Source organism: Brachybacterium fresconis, from assembly GCF_017876515.1.
Lineage (GTDB): Bacteria > Actinomycetota > Actinomycetes > Actinomycetales > Dermabacteraceae > Brachybacterium > Brachybacterium fresconis.
Map to the genome: position 1 here is coordinate 2,458,746 of NZ_JAGIOC010000001.1, position 11,665 is coordinate 2,470,410.

Annotated in this window: 13 protein-coding genes; 1 reads left to right on the forward strand and 12 read right to left on the reverse strand. The window is 71.2% G+C overall.

Annotated elements, in window-relative coordinates:
• Positions 1-50: 50 nt before the first annotated feature.
• The 12 genes from JOF44_RS11020 to JOF44_RS11075 all read right to left on the reverse strand — a co-directional run bounded on the left by JOF44_RS11020 (position 51) and on the right by JOF44_RS11075 (position 10,867).
• Positions 51-536, reverse strand: coding sequence for an SRPBCC family protein (locus tag JOF44_RS11020; protein WP_209890973.1), 486 nt, complete (start codon positions 534-536; stop codon positions 51-53).
• A 241-nt stretch (positions 537-777) separates the two neighbouring features.
• Entirely contained in the window at positions 778-1,614 is an 837-nt protein-coding gene (locus JOF44_RS11025; protein ID WP_209890976.1) for an NAD(P)H-binding protein, read from the reverse strand.
• Positions 1,614-2,573 carry an ABC transporter substrate-binding protein gene (locus tag JOF44_RS11030; RefSeq protein ID WP_209890979.1) on the reverse strand — a complete coding sequence of 320 codons (960 nt, stop codon included), beginning with the start codon at positions 2,571-2,573 and terminating at the stop codon, positions 1,614-1,616. Before JOF44_RS11030 ends, JOF44_RS11025 begins: the two co-directional genes overlap by 1 nt.
• Before the next feature lie 72 nt (positions 2,574-2,645).
• Positions 2,646-3,323 (reverse strand): ABC transporter permease, encoded by a 678-nt coding sequence (locus tag JOF44_RS11035; RefSeq protein ID WP_209890981.1) that lies wholly within the window; start codon positions 3,321-3,323, stop codon positions 2,646-2,648.
• Positions 3,323-3,970, reverse strand: coding sequence for an ABC transporter permease (locus JOF44_RS11040; protein WP_209890984.1), 648 nt, complete (start codon positions 3,968-3,970; stop codon positions 3,323-3,325). The genes JOF44_RS11035 and JOF44_RS11040 overlap by 1 nt, the downstream gene beginning before the upstream one ends.
• The gene (locus JOF44_RS11045; RefSeq protein WP_209895938.1) at positions 3,967-4,845 is read right to left on the reverse strand and encodes an ABC transporter ATP-binding protein; all 879 of its coding nucleotides are present in this window, start codon (positions 4,843-4,845) and stop codon (positions 3,967-3,969) included. Before JOF44_RS11045 ends, JOF44_RS11040 begins: the two co-directional genes overlap by 4 nt.
• A 186-nt stretch (positions 4,846-5,031) precedes the next feature.
• Complete coding sequence (locus JOF44_RS11050) at positions 5,032-5,844, reverse strand: class II glutamine amidotransferase (RefSeq protein ID WP_209890987.1); 813 nt, start codon at positions 5,842-5,844, stop codon at positions 5,032-5,034.
• A 127-nt stretch (positions 5,845-5,971) separates the two neighbouring features.
• A complete protein-coding gene (locus JOF44_RS11055; protein WP_209890990.1) occupies positions 5,972-6,811 on the reverse strand; it encodes an amino acid ABC transporter permease in 840 nt (279 codons plus the stop codon).
• Positions 6,808-7,506 carry an amino acid ABC transporter permease gene (locus JOF44_RS11060; RefSeq protein WP_209890993.1) on the reverse strand — a complete coding sequence of 233 codons (699 nt, stop codon included), beginning with the start codon at positions 7,504-7,506 and terminating at the stop codon, positions 6,808-6,810. Before JOF44_RS11060 ends, JOF44_RS11055 begins: the two co-directional genes overlap by 4 nt.
• Before the next feature lie 134 nt (positions 7,507-7,640).
• Entirely contained in the window at positions 7,641-8,618 is a 978-nt protein-coding gene (locus tag JOF44_RS11065; RefSeq protein WP_209890996.1) for a glutamate ABC transporter substrate-binding protein, read from the reverse strand.
• 143 nt (positions 8,619-8,761) lie between these two features.
• Positions 8,762-9,664: an amino acid ABC transporter ATP-binding protein gene (locus JOF44_RS11070; protein WP_281067093.1), complete on the reverse strand. Its 903-nt coding sequence runs from the start codon at positions 9,662-9,664 to the stop codon at positions 8,762-8,764.
• Positions 9,665-10,066: 402 nt separating this feature from the next.
• Positions 10,067-10,867: a hydroxymethylpyrimidine/phosphomethylpyrimidine kinase gene (locus tag JOF44_RS11075; protein WP_209890999.1), complete on the reverse strand. Its 801-nt coding sequence runs from the start codon at positions 10,865-10,867 to the stop codon at positions 10,067-10,069.
• 251 nt (positions 10,868-11,118) lie between these two features.
• Here JOF44_RS11075 and JOF44_RS11080 point away from each other — a divergent pair, with 251 nt between their 5' ends.
• The gene (locus tag JOF44_RS11080) at positions 11,119-11,655 is read left to right on the forward strand and encodes a GtrA family protein (RefSeq protein ID WP_342591760.1); all 537 of its coding nucleotides are present in this window, start codon (positions 11,119-11,121) and stop codon (positions 11,653-11,655) included.
• The last annotated feature ends 10 nt before the right edge of the window (positions 11,656-11,665 follow it).

Genomic DNA, 11,665 nt, shown 5'->3' on the forward strand with positions numbered 1-11,665 from the left:
CGTCCCGGTCCCGGGATGCATCGGTGGAACCGGTGCCGGCGACCGGCGCGTCAGCGCCCCTTCTCGGCGAGGGCGCGGGCGACCTCGAGCTCCTCCTCCCACCCCTTCGAGTTCTCCTCGTAGTTCCGGCGGCGCACCTCGGCATCCAGGCTGAGGCGGGCGAAGCCGCGCTCGCGCACCGTGAGCTGCACGCCGTCGGCCTTCGTCGGCCCGGCGGGGTCGATGATGAACTCGACGGTGTTGTTCGGGGCGTCGGCGATCTCGCCGATCCCTCCGGCGAGCCAGCGGAAGGCCACCCGATTCGGCGCCTCGTGCACCTCGACGGCGATCTGGAAGCTGCCGTGGACCTCGTCGACGACGCGGGTGACGGGCCCGTCGCGGGTGATCTCGTGCTCGCGGTACTCGCCGTCGTTGATGAACCAGCCGGGCTCCTGGATGATCCCGAAGACCGTCTCGGCAGTCGCCGCGATGTGGATGCTGCGGGCTATCTCGTCGGGAACCTCACCGGTGGCCGGATCCGTGGCGTCGTCGGTCATCACTGTGCTCCTCGGGTCGCGCTGCGGTCTCGTCTCCGTCTGTTCGAAGCCTGACAGACATCGTCCCGGTATGCGAGGGTTACGCCCCGCTCCGACGGGCCCGGCGTGGGGCCCGGTGCGGACAGATCGTCGATCGTTCCAGCGACGGCCTCCTGGGTCCGTTCGGTGGCCATGTGGCCGCTGTGCCGCGCAGGGTCGGCCGGTGCCATCTCGATCCGGCCGCATGGTCGACGACACGGGGTCACAGCGGCGTCGCGGCGACCTCCGCCAGAGCCCGCGGCGCGCGCCCGAGCACCTCCTGGACGTCGTCGCTGACCACGTCGAGCTGCCCGGACGCGATCGCCGTGTAGGTGCTGATCCAGGCGTCGATCTGCCAGTCGGGCGCCCCGTACCGGGCGCGGGAGAGGCGGGCCTGCTCGAGCGTCTCGTCGACATAGGAGAAATCCTCGCCGCGGGTCGCGGACAGGATCTCGACGGCCTCGGCCAGTGTGAGCGCCGCCGGTCCGGTGAGGTCGAGCATCCGGCCTGTCCAGGCATCGGGGCCACGCAGGATCGCCGCCGCGACGGCGGCGACGTCGGCACGGGCCACATAGGCGCAGCGCCCGTCACGGCCCGGGCCACGGATCACGCGCTCCGCGCCGGCGAAGTCGAGCAGGATGTCGGCGTAGAAGCTGTCCCGCAGGAACGTCCAGGACATCCCGCTCTCCCGAAGCATCTGTTCGGTGGCGCCGTGGTCGCGGGCCAGAGTGAATTCCGCATCCGCGGAGGCCCCGAGGAACGACGTGTACACGGCGTGGCCGACGCCCGCCTCGGCGGCGGCGCTGATCGCGATGTGGTGCTGCTCGAGACGATCCGCGGCCTCCCCTGCGGAGACCAGCAGCAGGGCGTCGACGCCGGCGAAGGCCTGCCGGCAGGCGGCGGCGTCGGAGAACGCGGCCACCGCCACGTCGGCACCGGGCAGTCGCGGAGCGCGGGCCGCGTCGCGCACCACGAGGCGTGGCTCCACCCCCTCCACGGCAAGCAATCGGGCGACCTCTCCCCCGACCTTGCCGCTCGCCCCGGTGACGGCGATGCGCATCAGACCAGGCCCTTCTCGCTCAGCCACCCGGAGGCGATGTCGGCGGAGCTCGCTTGCTCCTCGACGCTCTGGCGGTTCAGCTCGAGGAGATCGTCGGCGCTCAGCGCCTCGATGACCGCGGTGATCGCATCCGCCGCGTCCTCGTCGACCTTCTCGGACACGACGGGCACCACGTTCTGCGGGAGGATCAGGGACTCGGGGTCCTCGAGCACGACGAAGTCGTTCGCGACGATCGCCGGGTCGGCGGTGTAGAGGTCGGCGAGCTGCACGTCGCCGTCGGTGAGCGCCTGGACGGTGAGCGCCCCGCCGGAGTCCTCGACGGGCACGACGGTGATGTCGACTCCGTAGACCTCCTTGACGCCCTCGGGCCCGTAGGGGCGCACCCCGAACTCGCTGTTGGCGGCGATCTTGAGGTCCTCCTCGACGCCGGCGAGGTCCCCGATGGAGGTCAGGGAGTTGGCCTCGGCGAACGCGGAGGTGGTGGTGTAGGAGTCCTGGTCGGTGGCCTCGGCGAAGGGGAGCAGGCGCAGCTGATCGGGCAGCGCCTCGGCGAGCGCGGAGTGGATCTCCTCGGGGCTCGCGCTCTCCGCCTCGGAGTCATAGTTCTGCAGCAGATTGCCGATGTACTCGGGCATCACGTCGAGCTTGCCGGCCTCGAGCTCGGGCATGTACACCTCGCGCTGGCCGATCTGGTACTCGCGGCCGACCGTCACTCCCGTCGCCTCGAGCGACTGCGCGAACAGCTCGGCGATGATCTCGTTGGAGTAGTAGGCCTGGGAGCCGATGACGAGAGTTCCCGAGGGGCTGTCTCCGCCGCTCCCGCCGTCGGACGCCCCGTCTCCCCCGCTGCCCTCGCCCTCCGCGAAGGGATCGGAGGTGCCGCAGGCGGCCGCTCCGAGGGCGACGCCGCCGACGCCGATCGCGCCGAGCAGGTGACGACGGGTGCTGTGGATGCTCATGGGGGTTCTCCTGGGGGTCGGACGGGGCGGACTGGGGACCGATGGGGCAAGCATCTCTCATCGCGCCGGCGGTCAGTTCTCGGCCGGCAGGGCCCCGCGCGGTGCGGTCAGGCGCTGGGTCACCAGCAGGACGAGGTCGAGCACGAGGGCGAGGGCGATCACCAGCAGGGAGCCGGCGATCATCAGGGGATAGTCCTGGGAGCCGAGCCCCAGGAAGATGTAGCGCCCCAGTCCGCCGTTGCCGACGTAGGCGGCGAGCATGGCGGTGGCGACCACCTGCATGGTCGCACCGCGGAAACCACCGATGATCAGCGGCATGCCCAGCGGGATCTCCACCTTCGCCAGGATCTGCCACTCCGTCATGCCCTGGGCGCGGGCGGCGTCGACGGTGGCGGGGTCCGCGGTCTCGACGGCGGAGTAGGCCCCGGCCAGCAGGGACGGCACCGCGAGGACGACGAAGGCCAGCAGTGGCGCGGTGAGCCCGAGACCCAGCAGCAGGGCGAACAGGGTGACCAGGCCCAGGGTGGGCAGGGCGCGAGCGGCGCCGGCGAGGGTGACGGCGATGCCCTTGCCGATCCCGGTATGGCCCACCAGCAGCCCGACGGGGATCGCGATCAGCGCCGCGACCAGCACGCCGAGCACCGTGTACCCGAGGTGCTCGAGGGTGCGCATCGGGACACCGGAGGGGCCGGACCAGTGCACGGGGTCGGTGAGCCAGGCCAGGGCGTCGAGGAAGGGATTGCCGGTCATCAGCGCCTCCCCGCCGTCGGCCGGGACCAGGGCATCAGCAGACGACCCAGTAGCACCAGCAAGGCGTCGATGACCAGGGCGAGCACGGCGGTGAGCACCACGCCGGCGGTGATCTCGGCGAGGATGCCGCGCCGGAAGCCGTCGACGAACAGCATTCCCAGGCTGGGGACGCCGAGCACGCCGCCGACGGTGACCAGCGAGATCGTGCTGACCGCGACCACGCGCACCCCGGCCAGCAGCACCGGGCCGGCCAGCGGCAGCTCCACGTGGAGGAAGCGGGCACCGGAGGCGTAGCCCTGGGCGGTCGCGGAGCTGAGCACGGTCCGGTCCACGGAGCGGAAGGCGTCCGATGCCGCCGGCACCATCAGGGCGAGCCCGTACAGCGACAGGGCGATCGCGATGTTCAGGGGGCTGCGCACGCTGGTGCCGACGATGCCGGGCAGCAGCACGAACAGCGGCAGGGAGGGGATCGCGTACAGCAGGCCGGAGGTGGTGGTCACGCCGGTGCGCAGCCAGCCGCGGGCGTTGGCGAGCTTCGCCAGCGGCAGCGAGAGGGCGAAGGCGATCAGGATCGGCGGCAGCGCCTGCAGCAGGTGGGAGCCGGTGTAGCCGGCGATCATGTCGAGGTTCTCGAGCACCCAGCTCACGAGGGGGTCTCCCCCGTCGGCAGCGCGTCCGGGGACTGTGCGTCCGGGGACTGCTCGCCCGGGGACCGCCCGAGCACCCCGGCGGCGCGCCCGTCGGCGTCCACCACGATGTCGCGTCCGTCGACCCGTTCGACGTGCAGGGTGCGTGTGCCGCGGTCGGCGCCGACGAAGCTGGCCACGAAGTCGTCGGCCGGTTCGGCGAGGATCTCCTGCGGGGTGCCGACCTGCGCGATGATCCCGCCGGGCCGGAGGATCACGACGCGATCGCCGACCAGGAAGGCCTCGTCGATGTCGTGGGTGACGAAGACGATCGTCTTCTTCAGGTCCCGCTGCAGGTGCAGCAGCTCCTGCTGCAGCTCGCGGCGGACGATGGGGTCGACGGCGCCGAAGGGCTCGTCCATCAGCAGGATGTTGGGGTCGGCGGCGAGGCCGCGGGCGACGCCGACGCGCTGCTGCTGGCCGCCGGAGAGCTGCCAGGGGTAGCGCCTGCCGAGCGCGGCGTCCAGGCCGACGGTCTCCATCAGCTCGCCGGCGCGGGTGCGGGCGTCGCGCCGGGAGCTGCCGCGCAGCACCGGGACCGTGGTGATGTTGTCGAGCACGGTGTGATGCGGGAGCAGTCCGGAGGCCTGCATGACGTAGCCGATGCTGCGGCGCAGCTGCACGGGGTCCAGGCTCGCCACGTCGTCGCCGTCGATGTGGACGCGACCCGAGGTGGGGTCGACCATGCGGTTGACCATGCGCATCAGGGTCGTCTTGCCGGATCCGGAGGTGCCCACCAGCACGACGGATTCGTGCGAGGCGACCTCGAGGCTGAAGTCCTCGACGGCCAGCGTCCCGCCCGGATACTCCTTGCGGACGTTCTCGAATCCGATCACGGCCTTGCTCCCCATCGGGTCGTCGTACGCAGCGGTGTGCGGCGGGCAGTGGTCCAGGTCCCCGGGCCGCAGCGCGACGGACCGTCGCGGGCCGGCCAGGAGATCCGGTGCGATCGACCCTATGTCATCGGTCCGACGTCGCAGCGCCCATCGGGACAGTCCCGCCCGATCGGTCGGCCCGGACGTTCAGCGCCCGGGATCCTCGAGTGCCGGCCGCACCCCGGCGCTGAGGTCGGAGCGCTGGATCACCAGCGCCTGCCGTTCACCCACCTCGAGGTAGCCGGTCTGCGGGATCCCGGTGGAGGCGACGATGACGCGGTCGGCGTCGATCCGGTAGCGCAGGGCGTACATGTCGACCTTCTGATGACGCGCCGCCTGCGTCGGATCGTGCTGCTGGTACGCGACCATCTCGTCGGGCGTCATCACCAGGCAGTTCAGCGCCTCGGGCACCCGGAGGCCGTGCTGCAGGCACAGGTCGGTCAGCTCGGCCGCAGCGCGCTGGACCGCGGTGGTGAGGTCGGCCTCGCGCTGGTGGAGCGTGATCAGGGAGAAGAACAGCTCGGAGTCGGTGGTGCCCTCGGGGGTGGGGCCGCCGCGGGCCAGGATCGCATCGCGAAGCGGGTCGGTGAGGTCGAACTGGCCGTTGTGCGCGAAGACCGTCTCGCCCTCGCGGAAGGGGTGGGTGTTGGCGATCCGCAGCGGCAGACCGGGGCTGGCGCGGCGCAGGTGCACGAGCATCATCGGGCCGCGGGCGGCGGCGACCGCCTCCCGGTAGGCGGCGGATTCGCGGGCGACGTCGAGGTGACGGCGGATCTGCGGCCGACGGGGGTTGGCGAGCGGCGCCGGGCGCTCGCTGGGAACGTCCTCGTCGTCGAACCAGCTCACTCCCCAGCCGTCGCGGTGGATCTCGGACTGGGCGGTGAAGGGTTCGATCTCCTGCGCGACCGCCCGGTCCAGGGCGATGGGGTCGCGGGAGACGACGCCGAGCAGACGGCACATGGCGGATCCGGCTTTCTCTGAGCGGGTGGGGACGGGTCGGCACCGGCGGGCGGGACGGCACCGGCGGGCGGGACGGCGCCGGCGGGCGGGACGGCGCCGGCGCCGACCCGCGGGCGGCCGCGGCGGCTCAGCCGGCGGTCGCGCGTGCCTTCATGCGGGCATCGAGCGCGAGCGCGATGCGGGTGAGCAGGAAGTTCAGCACGATGTAGATGACGGAGACGACCACGTATGTCTGCACCAGGTAGCGGGTGATCGACACCATCGTCTTGCCCTGGAACTGGAGCTCGTTGAAGCTGACCACGTAGCCGAGGGTTGAATCCTTCAGCAGCGTGACCAGGGCGAGGATCAGACTGGGCAGCACCAGACGCACCGCCTGCGGCAGGATCACGTGGACCAGGGAGTCGCGTCTGCTCAGCCCGATCGCCGCGGCGGCCTCGTGCTGACCGCGATCGACCGCCTTGATGCCGGCGCGGAACACCTCGGCGGTGGTCGCCGAGGAGACCAGGATCATCGGGATGACCAGCATCCAGAACCGGGGAAAGGTGACGCCGAAAGCGGGCAGGGCCAGCAGGAACGCGTAGACGACCAGCAGCATCGGGATCCCGCGGAAGAACTCGATCCAGGTGGCGGCCGCCGCGCTCAGCGCCGTGAACCGCGAGAGGCGGGCCAGGGACAGCAGCAGGCCGAAGGGGAAGGCGACCACGGCGGCGACGGCGGTGACCTGCAGGGTCCCCACGAGGCCGCGGCCGAGGAAGGCGAGGTAGTCGGCCCGCAGGTAGACGACCCACTTGTTCGGGTCGAGCTGGTCGTTCTTGGCGAACTGCCACAGCCCACCGGCGATCAGGGCCAGGATGACCAGCGAGCTGAGCACCGACAGCAGCAGGATGCGGCGGCGCCCCTTCGGGCCGGGGGCGTCGAAGAGCACCTGGGTGGCGGCAGCGGACGAGGCTCTCGTCGACGCGCTCATGCCTGCGCTCCTGCGGCCACGTCCAGCGTCTTGCGGTCCCGGCCGCCCGCGTGGCCGTCCGGGGAGACGGCGCGCTCGAGGGCTCCGCCGAGAGCGGCGCCGCCGAGGGACATCCCGAGGTAGACGGCGCCTGCCACCAGGAACATCAGCACGGCCTGCGCGTACTGGATGTTGAGAGTCTGCGTGACCCAGGTGATCTCGCTGACGGCGATCGCCGAGCACAGCGCCGAGCCGATCACGGTGCCGATGAACACGTTCACCAGCGGCTGGATCATGCTGCGGAAGGCCTGCGGGAGCACCACGAAGCGCAGGGTTCCGAAGAAGCCGAGCCCGATGGAGCGGGCCGCCTCGGCGTGGCCGACGGGCACGGTGTTGATGCCCGAGCGCACGTTCTCGCAGACGAAGGCGGCCGAGGAGAGGGTCAGGCCCAGCACGCCGCACCAGAAGTAGGGCAGGCGCAGGCCGACGTCGGGCAGGCCGAAGGCGATCAGGATCAGCAGGCTCAGCAGCGGGATGTTGCGGAAGATCTCGACGTAGACCGTCGCCGCCCAGCGCAGGGGTGGGATCGGGCTGACGCGGCACACCGCCAGGGCGGTGCCGACGATCAGGGCGAGCACGTAGCCGAGCAGGGTCAGCGCGACGGTGTACCCGATGCCGCGCAGCAGCAGGGGGATGTTCTCGACGATGGCTTCCATGCGGGGCCTCTCGGTACGGGCGGGGTCGGCGGGCGGAGCCGGTCGTCATGCCTGACAGCGGAATGGCCGCCGGGCTGCCGACCGGGGCGGCCGACGGGACGCGCCCCCAGGGGCGGCGTCCCGTCGTCGGCGGATCAGACGGGCAGGTCGCCGGGCGTCGGCGGCTCGGGGGCCTCACCGTCGATGACGTCGCCGATGGTGGCGGTCCACAGCGCCTTCCAGGTGCCGGAGTCGATGATCTCCTGCAGGAAGGTGTTCACGAACTCGAGGGCGTCCTCGTTCTCCTGGGACAGCCCGATGCCGTAGGGGTCGTCGACGAAGGGCTCGCCGACCACGGTGACGTCGGGGTCGGCCTTGGAGTTGCCCAGCAGCACACCCTGGTCCAGGACGTAGGCGTCGGAGCGTCCCTGTTTCAGCGCGGCCACGCAGGATTCGTTGTCCGGGAGGGTCTGGACGTCCGCCGGGTCCGTCACGTAGTCCTCGATCGCCTGGATTCCGGTGGAGTTCGCCTGGGTGACCAGCTTCAGCCCGGTGAGGTCCTCGGGGCCGGAGATCGTGTCCTTGTCCTCGGTGCGCACCTGGATCGCGGTGCCGGAGAGGTAGTAGGGGCCGGCGAAGTTGATGACCTCGAGGCGCTCGGGAGTGATCGAGTAGGTGGCGATCACGCAGTCCACGGTGCCGTTCTCGACCATGGTCTCGCGGGTCTCGACGGTGGTGTCGATGTATTCGACCTTCTCCACCCCGCCCTCGCCGAGGATGTACTGGGCCAGCAGCTGGGTGATGCCGGCGTCGAAGCCGGTGGGCTCGCCTCCGGTGGTGCTGGCCAGGGAGAAGACCTGGTTGGCGAGGGTTCCGCCGCGGACCAGCTTGCCATTGTCCTTGATGGCGCTGGCCCAGGTGCTCGCGGAGACGACGTCGTCGGCCGCGATGGGGCCGGAGGCGATGGCGTCTCCGTAGGGGCTGCCCTCGCCGCCGCCGTCGGACGCGCCGCCGCCGAGGTCGGGACCGGCACCGGTGTCGGAGGAGCAGGCGGCCAGGGCCGCGCCGAACGGCAGGGCGGCGGCCGCGGCGACGACGGCGCGACGACCGGGTCGGGAGGTGGTGGGGGTCATGGATCTCTCCGATTCTTCAGGCGCTCCGGACGGAACGGCGGGTGGCCGACGGGTGGCCGACGGATGGTGGGCCGACGAGCGGTGGGAGGGTGCGGGTGGTCAGGTGCGGGGATGAGCGGGTGCTGTGGCCGGGAAGGCTGTGATCAGTGGGCGAGGATCTTGCTGAGGAAGGCCTGGGCGCGGTCGCTGCGCGGAGCGGTGAAGAACTCCTCCGGCTCCCCCTGCTCGACGATCTCGCCCTCGTCCATGTAGACCACGCGGTCGCAGACGTGGCGGGCGAAGCCCATCTCATGGGTGACCACGAGCATGGTCATGCCCTGCTCGGCGAGCTCGGTCATCACGTCGAGGACCTCGTTGATGACCTCGGGATCCAGCGCCGAGGTGGGCTCGTCGAAGAGCATCGCCTTGGGCTTCATGGCCAGGGCGCGGGCGATCGCCACGCGCTGCTGCTGACCGCCGGACAGGGCGGTGGGAAGGGAGCTCGCCTTGTCGGCCAGGCCCACCCGCTCGAGCAGCTCCCGGGCCTGCTGGTCGGCGTCCGCCTTGCTGAGGCCGCGCACCCGCCGCGGGCCCAGGGTGACGTTGTCGATCGCCTTCAGGTGCGGGAAGAGGTTGAAGGCCTGGAAGACCATGCCGACGTCGCTGCGCAGCTTGGTGAGCTCCTTGCCCTCCTCGGGCAGCAGCTCGCCGTCGATCGTGATCTCGCCGTGGGTGATGGTCTCCAGGCGGTTCAGGCAGCGGCACAGGGTGGACTTGCCGGAGCCGGAGGCGCCGATCAGCGCCACCACCTCGCCGCGACGGATGTCGAGGTCGATGTTCTTCAGCGCCTGGAAGTCGCCGAAGAACTTGTCGACGCCGCGCGCCGAGATCAGGGGCTCGCCGATCTGCTGGGACGGGCCGGGCGCGTCCCGTGCGGACGAACCGGGCGCGTCCCGTGCGGACGAACCGGGCGCGTCCCGTGCGGACGAACCGGGCGCGGTGGTCCGCGCTCGGTGCGCCGTCGGCTTCGCGTCCTGCGCCCCCGAGGACGCGCTGCTCTCGTTCATGGTCCGAGAATGCGCGTACGGGCGACGTCTGTCCAGATCACGACACGACAGACCACATGTCGGAACGATTTCGTGACCAGCGGCAGGGCCTCCGCGCCCCGATCCCATGCCGCCGCGCGCTCACCCGGGCCGTCGCCGCCAGCGCTCACCCGGGCCGTCGCCGCCGGACCTCGCACCGCCGGACCTCGCGCCGCCGGTCCTCGCGCTGTCGGACCTCGCGCCGCCGGTCCTCGCGCTGTCGGACCTCGCGCTGTCGGACCTCGCATCCACCGGCGCCATACGAGCAGGCAGCGCCCTATGAGCGGCAGGTTGCTCGTAGAGCGCCAGTGGATGCGACAAGCCCCGCGGGCGCCTGCCCCAAGCGCACTCTCAGCCCGGTCGCCACACCGCCCGAGCGTGCCCTCAGCTCTGGTAGGCGCCCTGGTAGACGGCCTCGAAGGGGGCGTGGCCGCCCTGGCGGTGCTCGATGGAGCTGGTGACGATGTCCTTGGCCACGCGGGCGGCCTCGAGCGGGCTCGCGCCCTTGGCGAGCTCGGCGGTGACGGCAGCGGCCAGGGTGCACCCGGCGCCGGAGACCCGCTCCTGGCCGATCTTGGGGCTGCGCAGCTCGACAGTCTGCTCGCCGTCGTGGAACACGTCCACCGCGTCCTCGCCCTCGAGCACCACACCGCCCTTGGCCAGCACGATCACATCGAAGGTCTCGTGGATGCGGCGTGCCGCCTCGGTGAGGTCCTCGACGGAATCGATGCTCTCCATCCCGGACAGCGAGAGCGCCTCGAAGTGATTGGGCGTCACGAAGGTGGCCAGCGGGAGGATCTGCTCCTTGAGCGCGTTGTCCGTGTCCAGGGCGGCGCCGGGCTCCTGGCCCTTGCAGATCAGCACGGGATCCAGCACGACGTTCGTGAACGAGCGCTCCTCGAGCGAGGTGGCGACCGTGTCGATCGTGGCGGGAGTGCCGAGCATGCCGATCTTCACCGTGTCGATGTCGTGCACCGCGGTGGTGGCCTCGATCTGGTCGGCGATCACCTGCGGCTCGACGGGCACGAAGCGGTGCGCCCAGTCGTTGCTCGGGTCGAAGGAGACGATGCAGGTCAGGGCGGCGGTGCCGAAGGTTCCGAGCTGGTGGAACGTCTTCAGGTCGGTCTGCGCTCCGGCACCTCCGGTGGTCTCGGAGCCGGCGATGGTGAGGGCGACGTGGGTCATGAGATCTCTTCCTGCGCGATGGTCATGGGGCGCCGCCAGCGGATCGGGCCCGGATGGGCCGAGTCCCCACGGTGTGCCGAAGGGTTGACGCGGCGGCCGTGACCGCGCGCTCCCAGGGCGCCGACTTCCGGTCGGACCCGTCGCAACGGTCGCACCGCACGCGCCCGGGGCTCAGCGGGACGTTGTGAGGTCCCTCCGACCCGTCGCGGCGGCAGGACGTCGATCCTAACGCCTCGGGTACAGTGCCGGGCGTGCTGACGCCCGACCCGCAGGCGGAGATCGCGGACCCCACCCGGCCCGCGCCCTCCCCCACGCCTCAGCGCACCGGGATCCGCGCCTCTCTGCGCGCCCTGCTCGACGAGCACCTGGCCTCCACCGTGAAGTTCCTGCTGGTCGGCGGGATCGTGTTCCTGCTGGATGCCGCGATGTACAACGTGCTGGTGTTCTGGCACCCCACGGACGGCTGGGGCGAGGGCCTCATGCACCACAACCCGCTGACGGCGAAGGTGCTCACGATCGGCGCCGCCTCGTGCCTGACGTACCTGGGCAATCGGCTGTGGACCTTCGGCGACCGCCCGCGCCCGGACACGACCCGCTCGATCATGCTGTTCATCCTGGTCAACGTGATCGCCTCCGGCTTGCAGCTCTCCTGTCTGGGCTTCTCGCGATATGTGCTGGGGCTCGACTCGCTGCTGGCCGACAACATCTCCGGCACCCTCATCGGCCAGGCCGTCTCGACCTCCTTCCGGTACGTCACCTACGGACGCTTCGTCTTCCCCCGCCGCTGAACCCGTCGGT